This is a genomic window from Enterobacter sp. SORGH_AS_0287, from assembly GCF_031453695.1.
In the GTDB taxonomy this organism is placed as follows: Bacteria; Pseudomonadota; Gammaproteobacteria; order Enterobacterales; family Enterobacteriaceae; genus Enterobacter; species Enterobacter ludwigii.
Genome location: NZ_JAVIZW010000001.1, coordinates 1,395,300 through 1,412,996 on the forward strand (window position 1 = coordinate 1,395,300; position 17,697 = coordinate 1,412,996).

The following is a 17,697-nucleotide window of genomic DNA, read 5'->3' on the forward strand; positions in this document are numbered from 1 at the left end:
CTGGAAATTCTACACGATAGATGTATGCTGACTAGCTAATGATTGCTTAATGGGCTTATAAGCTATAGTTATGTTTTGTGAGTATTTCACCGATGAAACGTAATCTGAATGACCTCCTTTATTTCATTACCGTCACCCGTGAAGGGAGTTTAACCCGTGCGGAGGCTCAACCAGGGGGGCGCAACCGGCTCTCAGCCAGGCAATATCGGCGTGGGAATAACGGCTGCAGATCAGCCTGCTCATACGAACTACCCGTAACGAATCTCCAATTAATGAGCTGTACTCATAATCAATATAAATTTATTCGCATTATCGAATTAATGCTCTACTGCTAAGATTATCCCTGTTCAGGAATGTGTCACTGAAGTCTGAAGAGATCGAACCTGATCTCAGTCTGATAGTGGTGACAACAGCCCATCTCCTATTCAGGAAGAGTAAAAATGACAGATAACATCATAGGCAAAGTAATTGTAATCACGGGCGCATCAAGCGGTATGGGTGAAGCGGCTTCACGTTATCTAGCTGAAAAAGGAGCAAAGGTTGTGATGGCTGCGCGGAGAATAGACCGCATAGAGGCCATTGCGAGTGAGCTCCAAAAGCAGAATAAAGAAGCCATCGCCGTCGCAACCGATGTGACGAAACTTGATGACGTAAACAACCTCATTGAGACTGCGGTCAACAAATTCGGTCGTGTAGATGTTCTTATCAATAATGCCGGCCTGATGCCACTTTCCCGCCTTGAACAGGGAAATGTCGATGAATGGAATCAGATGATTGATGTCAATCTGCGCGGGGTTCTACACGGGATTGCTGCGGTGCTGCCTTATATGAAATCACAAAAAACAGGTCATATCATTAACACCGCATCTGTTGCTGCACACCTTGTCTTCCAGAGTTCTGCTGTCTATTCGGCGACAAAATTTGCTGTTCGTGCATTAACCGATGGTTTGCGCCAGGAAATGGCGGCACATAACATTCGCGTCACGTTAGTCTCCCCCGGTGCTGTTAAAACAGAACTGCTGGAGCATATAACGGATAAAGATGTTAAGGCTGCAAACCAGGATTACGTTGAAAATGTTGGCGTGCCAGCAGAAACCTTTGCACGCATGGTAGCCTTCGCAATAAATGAACCAGAAGATGTTGGTGTGAGTGAAATTATTTTCAGACCAACGGCTCAGGAATTGTAATTAGTTTAGTGGCGGCAACTGGAGAAAAACTATCAGGATTTAGGCTTTCAGATTCGGCATACCCCTATGCCTTTTCCTAAGCCTAAAACACGATTTTTCCTGCACCTAACAGCGAGAAATGTCCGCTTCTGGCACGAAGCGGACAAGATGGCTAGGCTCAAGGTCTGTTGTGAGCGAAAAGCGGAAGTTCGCATTTGTCGTAACAACCGGGAGCTGGGACTATCATTGGCATCTGATAATCAACAGGGAGAAGAGCAGGTCACGGTTTCTCAAAAAATATCTTCAGGCAGCGAGAATTGCAGAATGCTGACGAAGATGATTTTGGAAAAGTTCTGCATAATCTGGTGATACAGCGGCATTTACGCTTTCCCTTTTCGCAAGTGCAGTTTTCCATGCGGAAATCCGCGGAAGTCCCTCAAAAATCGCCTCAGATACTGATGCATCAATGATGGAGAAGTAACGGAAAACAGGAGCGTAGATCGCATCAACCATACTGAATTTGGAACCCGAGAAATAAGGCCCTGAATTCAATTCAGATTCAATATATTCAAGTTGCTCACGGAGCACAGCGCGTTTGCTGTCTGCCATGGCCTGATCAGTCGCATTTAAAAATTGCCAGGCATTTCCAAGCATTAATGTAGAGAACTCGATCCATGCTCGCTGTCTAGCCCTTTCTAATGCATCGTCAGCATACAGCGAATCACCATCTTGCGTTTCATTAAGATACTCGCAGATCACCATGCTCTCAAAAATAATGGCATCTTCGCCCTCTGCATGATGCACTTTAAGTAGAGGTACCTTGCCGGTGGGTGACAGAGCAAGAAACCAGTCAGGCTTCGCCGACAGATCTACATTTACACGGTCAAATGGCACATTTTTTTCGAGAAGAACGATCGCTGAACGCTGCACAAAGGGACACAATGGGTGGCTAATCAGTGTCAGGTCATGGGTAGACATCTCAACCTCCAGATAAAATAATAGCCCGCCGCCATAAAAGGTGGCGGGCTTGATGAATTGTAAATCTTATTTTGGTGGCTTAGATTGAAACGCCGCCGTCGATGATGATTTCTGAACCCACGGTCCAGGCAGACGCATCGGAGGCAAAGTAAAGCACCGCTTGCGCGACTTCCTGAGGCTTACCAAAACGACCGGCAGGGATGGTTGCAACGATATCTTTCATCACTTGATCATGATATTCCACGGGGATCCCCGCCTTATCGTAAAGCGGCGTGTCAACCGGGCCTGGACTCACCGCGTTGATACGGATCCCGCGAGAAAGTAACTCGTTAGACAGTGTTTTCGACATGTTGAGTAATGCGGCTTTGGTGGAGCCATAAACTGAAGAGTTCACCGGGCCCGTGTGCGCATTTATAGATGTATTAAAGACCACTGATGCAGAGTTTGCGAACACTGGCAACAGCGCCTGCATCAGGAAATAAGGACCTTTAACGTTGATATCATAAATGCGGTCGAACATTTCTTCTGTCCATGCCTCAATTGGCATATACATTGATATACCCGCATTCAGGAAAGCAATATCCAGCTCACCAAAATGTTCCTGAACCGTCTGAGCCAGCTCTTTCTGTGCATTCACATCTGCAGAATCCGCGCTCACGACGACCACATCTTTACCCAGCTCGAGTTTCGCCTTTGCGACAGAATCAGGGTTAATACCAGTAACCATTACGCGTGCACCTTCTGCGACAAACAGCTTCGCGGTTGCAAGACCAATACCACTTGTTCCACCCGTGATGAGTGCGCGTTTACCTTGTAATCTGGACATGAACATATCTCCCGTGAGTTTTAACAGCTGATCGGCAAATGACCGATTTGATCGCCACTCTATACTCATGCTTTAAGGGTGATAAGATTGTATTTATGAATATGTTCCATGCGTTAAAAGCATAAATAGGTTTAGGATGGACAGATTACTTTTGATGACATGCTTTGTCCGCACTGCGGAGACAGGCAGTTTTTCTGCAGCAGGCAGGGATTTAGGCTTAGGGCAACCGAACGTGAGTCGCCATGTTGCAACCCTCGAAGAGCATTTGCAGACCAGATTACTCCACCGATCAACCCGCAAGCTTTCCCTGACTCCTGAAGGAGAACGTTATTATCTGGAAGCAAGGCGTATTCTGGAAGCGGTCGAAGAGTCAGAGTCTTCTTTCAGAGAAAATGTGACGCCCACAGGGTTACTGCGCGTTGCTTGTCCCACTGCACTGGCTCACACATTTTTGATTCCGCGCATACCCGATTTTTTAGAACGCTACCCTGAGCTAACACTCGATCTACAGATTAATGACCGCTATATCAATCTCGTTGATGAAGGCGCTGAGCTGGCAATCCGCATTGGTCACCTTGAGGACAGTGCAATGCGTGCCCGCAGACTTGGCATGTATGAGCGAGTCTGTGTTGCCAGTCACAAGTACCTGGCTGAACATGGGATTCCTGACACCCCGGAGGATTTAAAAAAACATGATTGTTTGATCTATACCCTGTTATCAACGGGCGCTACCTGGAGATTTCGGGATATGGATGTGCCTGTTTCTGGCCGGCTCAGGGTCAATTCACCTGAAGCAGTGCAGAAATTTGTCAATGCTGGGGTTGGGATCGCACAGGGCCCAGAATGGTTGTTCGAGGAGGGACTGGCAAATGGCAACTTACAATTATTACTGGCGGATTACACTGCATCTCCCGTTCCCATTCAGGCTGTTTATGTTGCAAATCGACTTTTACCAAAACGCGCGATTGTGTTCATGGATTTTGTTGCTGAGATTTTTGAAAAAAATCCCGGCTTCAAAGTTTACAACCCATTGAAATGAAGCTGAGATGACGAACTGACCGGCTGGCCGTAAATTGCATAGCAAGGTGTAAATAACTTCCGCTCTTGGCACGAAGCGGCCAAACTCACTGGAGTGGACATTCAATTTATAAGGGAAAAAATTGCTGATTTTGCATTCAGGCCCTGTTAACTTGAATGACAATGAAAACACACTCTGTCCTATTCCATTTAATGATTATTATCACCTGTCTGACTCAGGTGGGATAACGTTCGCCATTTTCCCGCCGGTAAGGCGGGCCTTACCGGTAACAATCCCGTGAGGTAAATAATGGATATCGCTACAGTCACAACGTCAGAAAAACCCACTTTGCACTTGTTATGTGGGAAAATTGCATCAGGCAAATCCACATTGTCAGCAAAGTTAGGAGCATTACCCGGCACCATAATTGTCAGTGAAGATTATTGGCTGGCTGCCCTCTTTGCCAATGAAATGCAATCCATAGCTGATTATGTGCAGTATTCCTCAAGACTCAGAAACGCTATGAAGCCTCATCTGGTGTCGCTACTCAAAGCGGGTTTATCCGTAGTTCTGGATTTTCCGGCAAACACACAAACCAATCGTGAATGGATGATGAGCATCATTAAGGAGTCAGGTGCCAGTAACAGGCTGCATTACCTGAAAGTTACTGATGAAGTATGTAAATCCCGCTTGCGCGCCCGTAATGCAGAAGGAATGCATGAATTTACAGCCTCAGATCAACAATTTGAAACCATAACGCGCTTTTTCGCAGAGCCAACGGCTGATGAAGGGTTTGATATTATTGAATACAGCTGAATTTACCTTTCTGCACAAAGCGGACCGGCATAAGAGCCGCAAGGTCCGCTGTGAGCGATAAGAGGACGTTGAGTTTCTAGTAAAACTGACATGAAAACGTCCAAAGTCCCTCTGGGAATTTGTGAAAGTAGCCGATACCATTGTCCGCCCACATCCAGTTTACTTTTTCTTCTGACCCCACTTGAAAGACAAAATCTTGAATCCCCGCACCATGTTGTATCTCCATTGGATATCCTCCAACCTTGGTTCCCCTGTACCGGTTAAAACCATCATAGAATCTATTACTTGCATCCTCATCATCGTTTACGTCAGACAAGTCAATAATATCCCAAGCATCCTCCCATCCCGGAGCATCATCATTGACACTCACCCACCGAACCGGAAATGCGCGATCTGGAGTGTTAATTGCAGGCAATAGCTCAAGCCCATCAAGGGTGGCGTATTCTCGTATTAGCCACCCCTCGCCATGAGGTTTATCAAATGGATGGCTTTCCATATTATGATAAAGCACTAAGAGCGCGATCCCCTTCAGTTGTTCAGGAATCACGGGAAGCTCATCTACGCGAATCTGGAGAAGCGGAAACATCGGCTGCCCCTTCCAAACTGGCAACCCTTCACCTGGAAGAGCGACTCCTTTTAAAAACCAGGATGTAATTGGGTCTGCTGTAGGGCGGAAACCACCGACTTGTGCCACAGATGCAGTACGTAATTTGGATCTGAGTTCTTCTAAAACTAACGCACTCTTGGATTTCATAATTGCATCCTTGCGTATGCCCATACTCTTGGATTCTGAAATGGAGGAGTTTTTATTATATATCGTAATTATTACCCAACAGACCTAAATATTTCTGTGCTTCCTCTTCAGGATAGTTACGGAGGTCCGCTTCTGGCACATAACGGCCCTGGAAATTGGGTAAATCACCGGACCCTTAGCAGATCTGAATATCTGGTCGTATATCTCGGCGACAGCATTTCACGTTTCATCTGCCAATACTGCTGTATGCCCTGTCCTGCAAAGTAAAGCGTGCCTTTCCCGTCTTTCGCATTCAGGTGATCGAGCACCTCAATCAACTTTTCGCTGCCAGCATACGGTGCGTTCTCATCGAAAAGGTTGAGCTGGGCCCCCCCTGGCTGAAGAAGTCACCCGACATTATTCCGGCTTTCTGGTAACGATGGCCATCCTTCCAGATTTTATCCAGGCACTTTATGTGGCGTTAATGATTTTGGGGAAGAAAAATCGGTCAAAAAACCGGGCATCGCGCCCGGTTCTGTTCCCATACTAAAAAAGCCCTTACGAACTCAACCCGCGGTTATCCAGCATCGGTTCGATCTTCGGATCGTGGCCGCGCCAGTTCCTGTAAAGTTCAGCTAAATCAGTGCTGTTCCCGCGCGACAAAATGGCCTCGCGGAATTTCTGTCCGTTTTCACGCGTCAACCCGCCCTGCTCAACAAACCACTGATAGCCATCGTCTGCCAGCATCTGCGTCCACAGGTAGGCATAATATCCCGCCGCGTAGCCGCCGCCGAAGATATGGGCGAAGTAGCTGCTGCGATAGCGCGGTGGAACGGCGGGCAGATCCAGCCCCTCTTTGTGCAGTGCTGCCGCTTCAAAAGCGTCAACATCGTCCACGGGTTCGCTGATGCCGTGCCAGTTCATATCCAGCAGCGCAGCGCTAAGCAACTCGGTCATGTCATAACCTTTATTAAACTGCGTCGCGTTAAGCATTTTATCGCGCAGCGCCTCCGGCATCGGCTCTCCGGTCTGATAGTGGCGGGCATAGTGGGCAAACACCTGCGGATGGCTCGCCCAGTGCTCGTTGATTTGCGATGGGAACTCGACAAAATCACGCGGCGTATTGGTGCCGGAGAGGGAGGCGTAGCGCTGGCTGGCAAACAGACCGTGTAGCGTATGACCAAACTCGTGGAACAGGGTAACCACATCGTCCCAGGAGATCAGCGCCGTCTGACCGTTAGCCGGTTTTTGATAGTTGCAGACATTGTAGATAACCGGGCGCGAGGCAAACTCATACGATTGCTCGACGAAATTCCCCATCCACGCCCCACCGGCTTTCGATTCGCGGGCAAAGAAATCACCGTAGAACAGCGCCATCCCTTCGCCGGTGTGGTCGAAAATTTCCCACACGCGGACATCAGGATGGTAAACCGGAATATCGAAACGCTCGACAAAGCGGAGGCCAAACAGCTGGCTTGCAGCCCAGAATACGCCATCCTGCAACACGGTGTTGAGCGCAAAGTACGGCTTGATTTGCGACTCGTCGAGGGCATATTTCGCCTGGCGCACGCGCTCGGCATAAAAAGCCCAGTCCCACGCCTGCACGGTGAATCCGCCCTGCTCGTCATCAATCACGTTTTGGATATCGGCTTGCTCAAGCGTCGCTCGGGTGCGTGCGGCGGGCACAATACCGCGCATAAAAGCCAACGCGGCGGCTGGTGTTTTCGCCATTTGATCGGCGATACTCCAGCTTGCGTAGTCCTCAAACCCCAACAATTTTGCCTGACGCGCACGCAACGCGGTGAGACGCAGGATCAGTGCCCGGGTATCGTTTTCATCCCCTTTCTGGGTACGCGTCCAGCCCGCGTTAAACAAATTTTCGCGCGTCTGACGGTCACGCAGCGCGGAAAGTGCGGGTTGTTGAGTGGTATTCAGCAGCGGAATCAACCAGCGATCGTTCAGCCCTTTCTCCGCAGCGGCATGGGCAGCCGTCGCAATCTCGTCAGGACTGAGTCCATCAAGCTGATGTACATAATCCACGACCAGCCCACTGGCTTTGGTGGCGGCCAGCAGACGCTGATTAAACTGGCTGGTGAGGGTCGCCGCCTCGGTATTCAGCGCTTTCAGCTCCGCTTTTTCTGCATCATTCAGTCGCGCACCGGCCAGCACAAAGTGCTGGTACGTCTCTTCTGCCAGCCGACGGGATTCGGCGTCCAGCGCAGCACAATCCTGCCAGACGCTCTCCACGCGAGAGAACAGCGTGTCGTTAAGCCAGATATCGTTCGCCAGGGCAGCAAGCTCGGTAGAGATCTGCTCCTCAAGCGCCTGTAAGTCATCATTGGTGTGCGCAGAGGTCATGGCGAAGAAAACGCTGCTGACACGCGAGAGCATGGCACCACTTTTTTCGAGCGCCAGCACGGTATTGTTGAAATCGGGGGCGGCCGTTTGCGCGACAATCGCGTCAATTTCGGCTCGCTTCTGGCGTATCGCTTCATCGAATGCCGGGCGGTAGTGGCCGTCGTTGATTTCGTCGAATCGGGGTGCCTGATAAGGCAACAGGCTGCTTTCAAAAAAGGGATTAGTGGCCGACATCTTTCACTCCTGATTACGGTTATCTTCCCAGAGTAGGCCAGGCCGCCACTGCCTGCAATGCCGTCATACAAATGTTGCCTTAACGCATCCTTCGCGGCCGTGCTATGTTAGTACAACACAAAAAGCGTTGAGGAACAGTGAGATGATTATTTTAGTTACCGGGGCAACGGCAGGTTTTGGTGAAAGCATCACGCGTCGCTTCGTCGCCAACGGGCATAAGGTGATTGCGACGGGTCGTCGTCAGGAGCGTCTGCAGGAGCTGAAAGATGAACTGGGTGACAGCATCCTGACCGCGCAGCTTGATGTCCGTAACCGTGCCGCCATCGAAGAGATGATTGCTAACCTGCCGGCCGAATGGCGTGCCATTGACCTGCTGGTCAACAATGCCGGTCTGGCGCTCGGTATGGAGCCTGCCCACAAAGCCAGCGTCGAAGACTGGGAAAACATGATCGACACAAATAACAAGGGGCTGGTGTACATGACCCGCGCCGTGCTGCCAGGCATGGTTGAGCGCAATCGCGGCCACATTATTAACATCGGTTCGACCGCCGGAAGCTGGCCTTATGCGGGCGGTAATGTTTATGGCGCGACCAAAGCCTTCGTGCGCCAGTTCAGCCTTAACCTGCGTACTGATCTGCACGGCACCGCCATTCGCGTGACCGATATTGAGCCGGGCCTGGTAGGCGGAACCGAATTTTCCAACGTTCGGTTTAAAGGTGATGACGCGAAAGCAGACAAAACCTACGAGAATGCGAACGCCCTGACGCCGGAAGATGTCACCGAAGCGGTCTGGTGGGTGGCAACGCTGCCAAAACACGTCAACATTAACACGGTAGAAATGATGCCAGTCAGCCAGAGTTTTGGCGGACTTAGCGTCCATCGTGGCTAACATTGCCCTTCCCGGCCTGCGGGCCGGGTCTGTTTCAGGCCATAAAAGAATGGTAGTATGTTCAGGCTAACTCTCTGAGAAATGACAACTCATGGCCGCTGAATCGCAACTCAATCCTACCCAGCCTGTAAACCAGCAAATCTATCGCATTTTGCGACGTGATATTGTCCATTGCCTGATCCCACCCGGAACGCCGCTCTCTGAAAAAGAGGTGTCCGTGCGGTTTGACGTGTCCCGCCAGCCCGTGCGTGAGGCGTTTATCAAGCTTGCAGAAAACGGTCTGATTCAGATCCGCCCGCAGCGCGGCAGCTATGTGAACAAAATCTCGCTCTCCCAGGTGCGTAACGGGTGTTTTGTCCGTCAGGCCATTGAGTGCGCGGTGGCGCGCCGGGCCGCATCGCTGATTGACGATAACCAGTGCTATCTGCTGGAGCAAAACCTGCATCAGCAGCGTATTGCGATTGACCGTAAACAGCTCAACGACTTCTTCCAGCTTGATGACGAGTTTCACCAGAAGCTGGCGCAAATTGCGGACTGTCAGCTGGCATGGGACACGATTGAAAACATCAAAGCCACCATCGACCGCGTGCGCTATATGAGCCTCGACCACGTCTCACCACCGGAAATGTTGCTACGACAGCATCATGATATTTTCAGTGCGCTGGAAAAACGCGATCAGGACGGTGTAGAAAAAGCGATGACGCTGCACCTGCAGGAAATCAGCGAATCCGTACAGTTAATTCGTCAGGAAAACAGCGACTGGTTTAGCGAAGAGTAAAATACGCCGCCCCCGTTTCGGTTGCGGCGAAGAGATTAGCGAACCACCAGCACCGGAATACTCGCATAGCGCAGGATAGATTCCGCATTTGAACCGAGCAGATGGGTGCTGATGCTCGGGTTTTTCGACCCGATGACGATCACGTCATATTCCCCTTCTTTGCTCAGTTTGATAATTTCGTCACGCACGTTGCCAAAGCAGACCAGGCTGTGGATATTCTCCCCGGGGAGATCAAACAGCCTTTTTAGCTCGTTCATTTTCTTCCCGGATTCTGCGGTCATAAACGCTTCAAACTTTTTGATATCGGCGTTGAATCCGCGCAGCAACGAGCGGCTGCTGTTGGGGAGAATGTTCACCAGCGTAATCGACGCACCTTCCGCCTTTGCAAGGTTGGCCGCGTGGCGAACCGCTTTGTCGCTCAATTCCATTTCAAATACATCAACAGGCATTAAAATCTTCTTATACATAAGCCTGACTCCTTATTCCTGTGAAAGGGGTATTCCCTGCTCCAAGAATGACAGCCGGAATATAAACAAACCCTAAACGCTTGCCTGCAGAAACTATCAATAAAGGAAAATAAATGTGGGCTTTGTAAATTGCTGTCGTGAACCGTCAGCACCCACCAATATTGAGAAAAAAGTGTGAGTTTGATCAAAAACAAAAAAATGAGATGCAGACAGGCGTATTTATAGTGCCCCGTGAACGGTGAAACCTGAAATAGCGCCGTAACGGATAAGTGAGAGAGGAGAAAATACCATGATGACATACGACCGTAACCGTAACGCAATTACCACCGGCAGCCGTGTAATGATCAATGGCACAGGACACACCGGCGTGATTAAAGCGATCCACAGCGAAGGGCTGGATGCCGCGCAGGTGCGTCGCAGCAAAACGGTAGAAGTGGAAGGTTGCGAAGGTAAGTTCGAACCGATTGAACTAATTCGCCTGGGTATGCACTGATTCATGCGACATCATGCCGCCGCACGCGGCGGCATGTGATGACTTAGCAGTTCGCCGCGTACTCTGCGATCGTGGCTTTTGCACCTTTTTGCAGTAACGTCTGGTAAGCACGCATTACCGCATCCACAAAGACGGTTTCATGCGGGAGTTCTTTGCCAAAAATGGCCTCAATGCCCAGCAGCGCCTTCACCCGGTCTTCGCCCTCAGCACTTCCCTTCACCGCCGCCTGAATGACCGCCAGCTGCGGGTCGCTCACGTCGATAGCGTTGCCCTGCTCATCGACACCACCGACATACCGCATCCAGCCTGCAATGCCTAATGCCAGCAGCGGGAAGCTTTTTTGATGCACCAGATGCCAGCGCACGGAATCGAGCATACGCTGCGGGAGCTTCTGGCTGCCGTCCATCGCGATTTGCCAGGTACGGTGACGTAACGCCGGGTTGCTGTAGCGGGCAATCAACAGGTCTGCATAGTGGCCTAAATTAACGCCTTTCACTTTTAAGGTCGGCGCCTGCTCGTTCAGCATCAGCGCATGGGCGGCAGTACGGTAGTGCGCGTCTTCCATGCAGTCGTTGATATGCGGGTACCCCGCCAGATAGCCAAGATACGCGAGGAAAGAGTGGCTGCCGTTAAGCATGCGCAGCTTCATCTCTTCAAACGGAATGACGTCTGAAACCAGCTCCGCCCCGGCCTTTTCCCACTGTGGACGGCCTGCAACAAAGTTGTCCTCAATCACCCACTGACGGAACGGTTCGCACGCCACGCCTGCCGGGTCACGAACGCCGGTCAGCTGTTCAATTTTATCCAGCGTCTCCGGTGTAACCGCGGGAACAATACGATCCACCATGGTGGACGGGAAAGTGACGCTGGATTCAATCCAGTCTGCCAGCTCGCCGTCAACCGCGCGGGCATAAGCGCAGGTCACATTACGCATGACGTGCCCGTTCTCCGGCATATTGTCACAGGACATGACGCTAAACGCGGGCAGCCCGACAGCTTTGCGTCGCGCGAGTGCTTCCACCACCACACCCGGCGCAGATTTCGGCTGATGCGGGTTTTGCAGGTCGGCGGCGATTAACGGGTGATCGAGCATCAGTTTCCCGGTCGCCGGCGAGTGGCAATATCCCTTTTCAGTAATGGTGAGCGAGACAATCGCCACCTGCGGCTCACACAGTGCGGCCAGCACGCGTTCCAGCCCGTCAACCTGTGCATGCAGTGCGTTCCTGACCACGCCCACCACCCGCGATGTCCACGCATCGGCAGACATTTCCGCCACGCTGTAGAGATGATCCTGTGCATTCAGATCGGCAATCTGCTGTTCACGCGCCAATCAGGTTTACCTCACAGTAACCCCAGTCGCTGTTGTGTTCCGCGGCGAGAATGTCGGCGTACACCGCCTGATGCGCACGGTGAAATGCGCCAAACCCTAAATGAACAATGCGTGCCTTGAGGCGATCGCGATCGTACTGAGGAAGCGTCGCTTTCGCCTGTAATAACCGGTTTTCCATGATTAAGACTCGTTAAGTTATGTACGCTGGGATTCGCTGCCGCTCTATATGAGCAGCAGCGCCTGCTGACTACACCAACTAGAATGGCAGTCGGGGTAAAAAAGAACTGCCATTAACCATACTGATCCTGCAGTTTGAGATTTTGATTTATATTAACTTTTACGCATGTGGTGTGACATGAACATAAAGTTGTGTGACAGGTCACTAAAGATATAAACCATTACCGCCGCGATGAAACCGCCCCATAGCCAACGGAATCACGTGCCGGCCCCTCCGCCGCATCTTCCGCCACGCTCAAATCACGATCGCAGACCTCTGGCATGCAGATGGCGGCGATCAGCCCAATCACGGAGTAGGCGATCATCATGGCGACAATTGGCCACCAGGAACCGGTCATATTGCAGAAGATCCCGGCGAGCACTGGCCCGAAGCCTACCGCCACCAGCCCGCCCGCCTCTTTTGAGATAGCCATCCGGGTAAAGCGGTTACGCGAGCCAAACATCTCCGCCATCGTGATGTTTTCCAGGGCGAACAGTCCCAGTACGGCGAAATTATGGATAACGATGATGGAAAGCATGATCACACCCGGCGCATAGCTCTTATCAACGATAATCGACAGCATCGGGTACGCCAGAATAATGGCGGAGATATTGAGCAGAATGTACGGCAGACGACGCCCTACTTTATCGGAGAGCCAGCCCAACAGCGGGATAGAGATAAACCCGAGGATTGAGCTTATCATCAGCGCATCGGTGGGGATCGCTTTATCGAACAGCAGCGTCTGAACCAGATACCCGGCAAGAAACGTCTGGATCAGACCCGAATTCCCCGCCTGACCAAAACGCAGCCCGGTTGCCAGCCAGAAGGACTTACTCTTCACCATCGCTGCAAATGATAAATCATGTTTTGTCACCGGTGCGGTTGTCTCAGCCTCGTTCACTTTTTCAAATACCGGGCTCTCCTTGAGGTTCATTCGCAGCCAGATGGCGAAGATCATTACCACCACGCTGGCAAGAAACGGGACACGCCAGCCCCAGGCAACCAACTGTTCGCGGTCGAGGGCGAAGAACATAATTGCCCAGATAGCCGTTGCACTTAGCGTCCCGCAGTTGGTGCCCATCGCCACCAGCGAGGAGATAATGCCGCGTTTCCCTTTAGGGGCGTACTCCGCCAGCATGGTCCCGGCGCCGGAGATTTCAGCCCCTGCCCCCAGCCCCTGGATGATACGCAGCGTCACTAACAGGACGGGCGCGAAAATCCCAATCTGCGCGTAGGTCGGCAAGACCCCGATCAGGGTCGTGCAGATCCCCATCATAGTAATGGTGATAAACAGCACCTTTTTACGGCCAATGCTGTCGCCCATTCGCCCGAAGATAAAGGCGCCGACAATGCGCGCGATATAGCCTGCGCCGTACGTCCCCATCGCCAGAATCAGCGCCATTGCGGCCGATTGTTCCGGGAAGAAGATCTCATGGAATACCAGGGCGGCCCCCAGCGAATAGAGCTGGAAATCCATAAACTCCAGTGCGGTACCCAGCCAGCCGGAAACGGCAGCTTTCACCAGATCTGAAGTCGTTCTTTGTGGTTGTGTTTGCGTCATAATGGCTATCTCTGCAAGGTAAGATGCGTACCACTCAGAGCCTGTCTGCGCAGGCTCTTAACCGCGTGAATTATTATTGCCCGAACGTGAGTAAGACTTTGCAGCACTGCCGCTGATCTTTTTCAAACCGTTCGATGGCGTCTGTTACGTGGTGATAGTCAAAAGTGTGGGTGATCAGTTTGTCCGGGTCGATCAGCCCCTTTTCCAGCCAGTCGATGACGACGGGGAATTTGTTGGCATTCAGCCGTGATGAGAATATCGCCAGCTCTTTTCCGGTGATCCCCTGCTGAACAATCTGGCTTGGGTCGCTGGAAAACCCCATCAGCACGATGCGTGCCGCCGGAGAGGCAATGGTGATGGCTTCCTGTAAAATTGTCGGATGACAGGCTGCGTCAATAATAAGCGTTGGTTTGATCCCTTTTTCTTCCAGCGCCGCCTGTAACGACAGCTCCGCGTTGTTGAACACCCAGTCCGCGCCGCTGCGTTGCGCCATCGCCAGCCGTTCATTGATCCGATCGACAACGATAACCTGCTTCACCTTATAGACACCTTTCAGCGCCTGGAGGGTGACAAGGCCCATGGGGCCTGCGCCGTAGATCAGGGCGATATCCTGCCCGGTGGGTTGTGCGTGGCCCGTCACGTTAGCGGCAATCGTGAACGGCTCGATCATTACCGCGTGTTTATCTGGAATAGCGTCCGGAACAACCCAGGCATTTTTTGCCGGTACGACGGCATACTCACTAAAGCCTCCGTCGCGATGAACGCCCAGCACCACCAGAGAAGTACAGACATTGGGTTTGCCCACGGAGCACGGATAGCAGTGTCCGCAGCTGATCACCGGGTCAACCGAGACGCGCTCGCCCACGCGGGCCGGGTCAACTCCCTCACCAACGGCATCAATCTCACCAAAAAATTCATGGCCAATCACGCGCGGGTATCGGGCAAACGGATTATGCCCGCGGTAAATATGGCTGTCTGAACCGCAAATACCGGCCAGTTTGACGTTGACGCGCACTTCACCTGCCGCGGGTTCCGGGAGTGGACGATCTTCAATCACCAGTGCGTTGGGTTGTTGAATCACTACGCTTTTCATCGTTCGCTCCTCGTTTACCAGTTCCACAACGTGCCATCTTCGAGACGGGCAACCGGAAGATAGGCAGGATCGTACGGGTATTTCGCCGCCAGTTTTTCGTCAAATTCAATGCCCAGCCCGGGTTTGTCGCCCGGATGCATATAGCCATTATCAAAGCGCCAGCTGTGCGGGAAGACCTCCAGCATCTGTTCGGAGTAACCCATATATTCCTGTACACCAAAGTTTGGCACCCACAGGTCAAAATGCAGCGCGGCGGCGTGGCAAACAGGCGACAGATCCGACGGTCCATGTGAGCCGGTACGCACCTGATAAAGCGAGGCGAAGTCCGCGATGCGCCGCATGCCGGTGATGCCGCCCGCGTGGGTAATGGTGGTGCGGATATAGTCGATAAGCTGCTCTTCAATAAGCTGCTTGCAGTCCCAGATACTGTTAAACACTTCTCCAACCGCAATCGGCGTGACCGTGTGCTGACGGATCAGACGGAAGCAGGCCTGGTTTTCCGCAGGCGTAGGATCTTCCATCCAGAACATACGGAATGCTTCAATGCTCTTACCGAATCGCGCCGCCTCAATCGGGGTCAAACGGTGGTGCATGTCGTGCAAAAGATGCTCATTAAAGCCAAATTTACTGCGCACCGCATCGAACAGCTTCGGTGTGAAATCGAGGTATTTTTCGGTGGACCAGAGCTGCTCTTCCGGCCAGTCACCTTTAGTGGCGGGCTCGTAGGCCAGCCCTTTTCCTTTCGACATGCCATAGGTGGTTTTCATACCCGGCACGCCGCACTGAACGCGGATCGCCTTAAAGCCCATCTCTTTATGCCGGGCGTAATCTTCCAGCACGTCATCAATGGAGTGTCCGGTGGTATGACAATAGACCATCACCCCTTCCCGGGATGCGCCGCCCAGCAGCTGGTAGAGCGGCATATTGGCCGCTTTGGCTTTGATATCCCACAGTGCCATATCCACGGCGGAAATGGCCGACATGGTGACCGGACCACGACGCCAGTAGGCGCCTTTATAGAAGAACTGCCAGATATCCTCAATGCGGTGCGCATCACGGCCGATCAATTGCGGGCAAAGGTGATCTTTCAGATAAGAGGCCACCGAAAGTTCACGTCCGTTGAGGGTGGCATCACCCAGCCCGACGATGCCCTCGTCGGTGGTAATTTTAAGGGTGACAAAGTTACGCCCCGGGCAGGTAACAAAGACTTCAGCCCCGACAATCTTCATAATCCATTTCCTTACATCGCTCATTGTGATGCTGGAAACTTACTCTTCTGCACTACTACCATACAAGTATAATGATCATAAAATCAGCGAAAGGTCACAAAAAAATCGGGCGCTCAGGCGCGCCCCCATCCGGCAACAATAATCAACATGCCGCACAGCGCAACCAGCGCCCCGGCCCAGTCATACGCGCTGAGCTTCACACCATCAACCACGCGTAACCACAGCAGCGCGGTACAGACATAAACGCCCCCATAAGCGGCGTAGACGCGCCCGCTGGCCGCCGGGTGCAGCGTCAACAGCCAGACAAACAGGACCAGCGCAATGCCCGCCGGGATCAGCAGGAAGACGGTTGCCCCCTTCTTCAGCCAGAGCCACGGAAGGAAGCAGCCGATGATTTCACACAGCGCGGTGGCAAAAAAAAGCAGAGTGGTTTTGAGCATATTTACGGTCATGTGATGATTTATTTAGACATCATACCTGATGATATCGTTTACTTTTCCATACCCGTGCCGCGGGTATGCCGTTATTTCTCTTTGGTGTAGAATCTGAACGGGATAACTTAATTATCTGCGCCCATTTAAAAGGAAACGCTATGACTACATTAAGCAAACGCCTTTGTCTGACAGCCCTGCTGGCGCTGTCATCGTTCGCCTTTGCCGCCTCTGCCACCGCGGAAACCAGCAAACTCATTATTGAGTCTGGTGACAGCGCGCAAAGCCGTCAGAACGCCGCGATGGACAAAGAACAATGGAATGACACCCGTAGCCTTCGCCAGAAGGTGAACAAACGTGTTGAAAAAGAGTGGGACAAAGAAGATGTCGCTTTCGACGCGCGCGATAAGTGTCAGCAAAGTGCCAACGTTAACGCCTACTGGGAGCCAAATACCCTGCGCTGCCCTGTCCTGGATCGTCGTACTGGCCGCACGGTAGCGCCATAATGTCAGTGCAGTGTGACGTAAAGCTACGCCCGCTGGAGCGTGAAGACCTGCGCTTCGTCCACCAGCTCGACAATAACGCCAGCGTGATGCGCTACTGGTTCGAAGAGCCTTACGAGGCGTTTGTTGAGCTGTCGGATCTCTACGATAAGCACATTCACGATCAGAGCGAACGCCGTTTTGTCGTGGAGTGTGAAGGTGAAAAAGCCGGTCTGGTGGAACTGGTTGAGATCAACCACGTTCATCGTCGGGCAGAATTCCAGATTATCATTTCACCTGAGCATCAGGGGAAAGGTCTTGCCACGCGGGCGGCGAAGCTGGCGATGGATTACGGATTCAACGTCCTGAATCTCTACAAGCTTTATCTCATCGTGGATAAAGAGAACGAGAAAGCAATCCATATCTACCGCAAGCTGGGCTTTATGGTGGAAGGCGAACTGGTTCACGAGTTCTTTATCAACGGTGAATACCGCAACACCATTCGCATGTGCATCTTCCAGCATCAGCACCTGGCCGGACACAAACCGTCAGGCGCCAGCCTGCTGAAACCCACCGCGCAGTAACCTGCGCGGCTTTT

17 protein-coding genes and 3 pseudogenes are annotated in these 17,697 nt (G+C 52.0%); 9 read left to right on the plus strand and 11 right to left on the minus strand.

Going from position 1 to position 17,697, the window contains the following annotated elements; genetic code table 11:
• Window positions 1-92: 92 nt before the first annotated feature.
• Together QE396_RS06580 and QE396_RS06585 are read left to right on the plus strand one after the other, a co-directional pair.
• Window positions 93-217, plus strand: a pseudogene (locus QE396_RS06580) (LysR family transcriptional regulator); the annotation flags it as partial.
• A gap of 223 nt (window positions 218-440) precedes the next feature.
• Window positions 441-1,187: an SDR family oxidoreductase gene (locus tag QE396_RS06585; RefSeq protein WP_181240641.1), complete on the plus strand. Its 747-nt coding sequence runs from the start codon at window positions 441-443 to the stop codon at window positions 1,185-1,187.
• Between the two features lie 282 nt (window positions 1,188-1,469).
• Here QE396_RS06585 and QE396_RS06590 read toward each other — a convergent pair whose 3' ends face one another.
• Window positions 1,470-2,144, minus strand: coding sequence for a glutathione S-transferase family protein (locus QE396_RS06590; RefSeq protein ID WP_032681106.1), 675 nt, complete (start codon window positions 2,142-2,144; stop codon window positions 1,470-1,472).
• Between the two features lie 79 nt (window positions 2,145-2,223).
• Window positions 2,224-2,970 carry an SDR family oxidoreductase gene (locus QE396_RS06595; protein ID WP_309952595.1) on the minus strand — a complete coding sequence of 249 codons (747 nt, stop codon included), beginning with the start codon at window positions 2,968-2,970 and terminating at the stop codon, window positions 2,224-2,226.
• 136 nt (window positions 2,971-3,106) lie between these two features.
• Between QE396_RS06595 and QE396_RS06600 the strand changes: the two genes are divergently transcribed.
• Window positions 3,107-4,009 carry a LysR family transcriptional regulator gene (locus QE396_RS06600; protein ID WP_040017377.1) on the plus strand — a complete coding sequence of 301 codons (903 nt, stop codon included), beginning with the start codon at window positions 3,107-3,109 and terminating at the stop codon, window positions 4,007-4,009.
• Window positions 4,010-4,297: 288 nt separating this feature from the next.
• Window positions 4,298-4,804, plus strand: coding sequence for an ATP-binding protein (locus QE396_RS06605; RefSeq protein ID WP_108647394.1), 507 nt, complete (start codon window positions 4,298-4,300; stop codon window positions 4,802-4,804).
• A gap of 76 nt (window positions 4,805-4,880) precedes the next feature.
• On the opposite strand, the gene QE396_RS06610 is transcribed toward QE396_RS06605, so the two are convergent.
• The 3 genes and pseudogenes from QE396_RS06610 to dcp all read right to left on the minus strand — a co-directional run bounded on the left by QE396_RS06610 (window position 4,881) and on the right by dcp (window position 8,129).
• Window positions 4,881-5,558 carry a DUF1963 domain-containing protein gene (locus QE396_RS06610; RefSeq protein ID WP_309950438.1) on the minus strand — a complete coding sequence of 226 codons (678 nt, stop codon included), beginning with the start codon at window positions 5,556-5,558 and terminating at the stop codon, window positions 4,881-4,883.
• Window positions 5,559-5,722: 164 nt separating this feature from the next.
• Window positions 5,723-6,012, minus strand: a pseudogene (locus QE396_RS06615) (DUF4113 domain-containing protein); the annotation flags it as partial.
• Window positions 6,013-6,095: 83 nt separating this feature from the next.
• Complete coding sequence (gene dcp, locus QE396_RS06620; protein ID WP_020884258.1) at window positions 6,096-8,129, minus strand: peptidyl-dipeptidase Dcp; 2,034 nt, start codon at window positions 8,127-8,129, stop codon at window positions 6,096-6,098.
• A 142-nt stretch (window positions 8,130-8,271) separates the two neighbouring features.
• Here dcp and ydfG point away from each other — a divergent pair, with 142 nt between their 5' ends.
• Both ydfG and QE396_RS06630 read left to right on the plus strand, forming a co-directional pair.
• Window positions 8,272-9,018 carry a bifunctional NADP-dependent 3-hydroxy acid dehydrogenase/3-hydroxypropionate dehydrogenase YdfG gene (ydfG, locus tag QE396_RS06625; RefSeq protein WP_020884259.1) on the plus strand — a complete coding sequence of 249 codons (747 nt, stop codon included), beginning with the start codon at window positions 8,272-8,274 and terminating at the stop codon, window positions 9,016-9,018.
• Window positions 9,019-9,109: 91 nt separating this feature from the next.
• Window positions 9,110-9,796: a GntR family transcriptional regulator gene (locus QE396_RS06630; protein ID WP_014169893.1), complete on the plus strand. Its 687-nt coding sequence runs from the start codon at window positions 9,110-9,112 to the stop codon at window positions 9,794-9,796.
• A 35-nt stretch (window positions 9,797-9,831) separates the two neighbouring features.
• Here the strand turns inward: QE396_RS06630 and QE396_RS06635 are convergent, their stop codons facing one another.
• The gene (locus tag QE396_RS06635) at window positions 9,832-10,263 is read right to left on the minus strand and encodes a universal stress protein (protein WP_014169892.1); all 432 of its coding nucleotides are present in this window, start codon (window positions 10,261-10,263) and stop codon (window positions 9,832-9,834) included.
• Between the two features lie 289 nt (window positions 10,264-10,552).
• On the opposite strand from QE396_RS06635, the gene ydfZ reads away from it, so the two are divergent.
• Window positions 10,553-10,756, plus strand: coding sequence for a putative selenium delivery protein YdfZ (gene ydfZ / locus QE396_RS06640; protein ID WP_013096785.1), 204 nt, complete (start codon window positions 10,553-10,555; stop codon window positions 10,754-10,756).
• A gap of 43 nt (window positions 10,757-10,799) precedes the next feature.
• Here the strand turns inward: ydfZ and QE396_RS06645 are convergent.
• From QE396_RS06645 to QE396_RS06665, 5 genes and pseudogenes are all read right to left on the minus strand, one after another.
• Window positions 10,800-12,264, minus strand: a pseudogene (locus QE396_RS06645) (mannitol dehydrogenase family protein).
• A 220-nt stretch (window positions 12,265-12,484) separates the two neighbouring features.
• Window positions 12,485-13,864, minus strand: a complete 1,380-nt coding sequence (locus QE396_RS06650) for an MFS transporter (protein WP_014169890.1) — start codon at window positions 13,862-13,864, stop codon at window positions 12,485-12,487.
• 73 nt (window positions 13,865-13,937) lie between these two features.
• Complete coding sequence (locus QE396_RS06655; protein WP_020884261.1) at window positions 13,938-14,957, minus strand: Zn-dependent oxidoreductase; 1,020 nt, start codon at window positions 14,955-14,957, stop codon at window positions 13,938-13,940.
• A 14-nt stretch (window positions 14,958-14,971) separates the two neighbouring features.
• A complete protein-coding gene (gene rspA / locus QE396_RS06660) occupies window positions 14,972-16,186 on the minus strand; it encodes a starvation-sensing protein RspA (RefSeq protein WP_020884262.1) in 1,215 nt (404 codons plus the stop codon).
• 113 nt (window positions 16,187-16,299) lie between these two features.
• Entirely contained in the window at window positions 16,300-16,626 is a 327-nt protein-coding gene (locus tag QE396_RS06665; RefSeq protein WP_032670475.1) for a YnfA family protein, read from the minus strand.
• Window positions 16,627-16,778: 152 nt separating this feature from the next.
• Here QE396_RS06665 and QE396_RS06670 point away from each other — a divergent pair, with 152 nt between their 5' ends.
• Both QE396_RS06670 and speG read left to right on the plus strand, forming a co-directional pair.
• Complete coding sequence (locus QE396_RS06670; RefSeq protein ID WP_309950444.1) at window positions 16,779-17,123, plus strand: DUF1283 family protein; 345 nt, start codon at window positions 16,779-16,781, stop codon at window positions 17,121-17,123.
• Window positions 17,123-17,683 carry a spermidine N1-acetyltransferase gene (gene speG, locus QE396_RS06675; RefSeq protein WP_020884265.1) on the plus strand — a complete coding sequence of 187 codons (561 nt, stop codon included), beginning with the start codon at window positions 17,123-17,125 and terminating at the stop codon, window positions 17,681-17,683. The genes QE396_RS06670 and speG overlap by 1 nt, the downstream gene beginning before the upstream one ends.
• Window positions 17,684-17,697 lie beyond the last annotated feature (14 nt).

What these genes read in the sequence shown, in the direction of transcription:
- QE396_RS06585 (WP_181240641.1), top strand. Translation starts at nt 441, where the DNA reads ATGACAGATAACATCATAGGCAAAGTAATTGTAATCACGGGCGCATCA.
- QE396_RS06590 (WP_032681106.1), bottom strand. Translation starts at nt 2,144, where the DNA reads ATGTCTACCCATGACCTGACACTGATTAGCCACCCATTGTGTCCCTTT.
- QE396_RS06595 (WP_309952595.1), bottom strand. Translation starts at nt 2,970, where the DNA reads ATGTCCAGATTACAAGGTAAACGCGCACTCATCACGGGTGGAACAAGT.
- QE396_RS06600 (WP_040017377.1), top strand. Translation starts at nt 3,107, where the DNA reads ATGGACAGATTACTTTTGATGACATGCTTTGTCCGCACTGCGGAGACA.
- QE396_RS06605 (WP_108647394.1), top strand. Translation starts at nt 4,298, where the DNA reads ATGGATATCGCTACAGTCACAACGTCAGAAAAACCCACTTTGCACTTG.
- QE396_RS06610 (WP_309950438.1), bottom strand. Translation starts at nt 5,558, where the DNA reads ATGAAATCCAAGAGTGCGTTAGTTTTAGAAGAACTCAGATCCAAATTA.
- dcp (WP_020884258.1), bottom strand. Translation starts at nt 8,129, where the DNA reads ATGTCGGCCACTAATCCCTTTTTTGAAAGCAGCCTGTTGCCTTATCAG.
- ydfG (WP_020884259.1), top strand. Translation starts at nt 8,272, where the DNA reads ATGATTATTTTAGTTACCGGGGCAACGGCAGGTTTTGGTGAAAGCATC.
- QE396_RS06630 (WP_014169893.1), top strand. Translation starts at nt 9,110, where the DNA reads ATGGCCGCTGAATCGCAACTCAATCCTACCCAGCCTGTAAACCAGCAA.
- QE396_RS06635 (WP_014169892.1), bottom strand. Translation starts at nt 10,263, where the DNA reads ATGTATAAGAAGATTTTAATGCCTGTTGATGTATTTGAAATGGAATTG.
- ydfZ (WP_013096785.1), top strand. Translation starts at nt 10,553, where the DNA reads ATGATGACATACGACCGTAACCGTAACGCAATTACCACCGGCAGCCGT.
- QE396_RS06650 (WP_014169890.1), bottom strand. Translation starts at nt 13,864, where the DNA reads ATGACGCAAACACAACCACAAAGAACGACTTCAGATCTGGTGAAAGCT.
- QE396_RS06655 (WP_020884261.1), bottom strand. Translation starts at nt 14,957, where the DNA reads ATGAAAAGCGTAGTGATTCAACAACCCAACGCACTGGTGATTGAAGAT.
- rspA (WP_020884262.1), bottom strand. Translation starts at nt 16,186, where the DNA reads ATGAAGATTGTCGGGGCTGAAGTCTTTGTTACCTGCCCGGGGCGTAAC.
- QE396_RS06665 (WP_032670475.1), bottom strand. Translation starts at nt 16,626, where the DNA reads ATGCTCAAAACCACTCTGCTTTTTTTTGCCACCGCGCTGTGTGAAATC.
- QE396_RS06670 (WP_309950444.1), top strand. Translation starts at nt 16,779, where the DNA reads ATGACTACATTAAGCAAACGCCTTTGTCTGACAGCCCTGCTGGCGCTG.
- speG (WP_020884265.1), top strand. Translation starts at nt 17,123, where the DNA reads ATGTCAGTGCAGTGTGACGTAAAGCTACGCCCGCTGGAGCGTGAAGAC.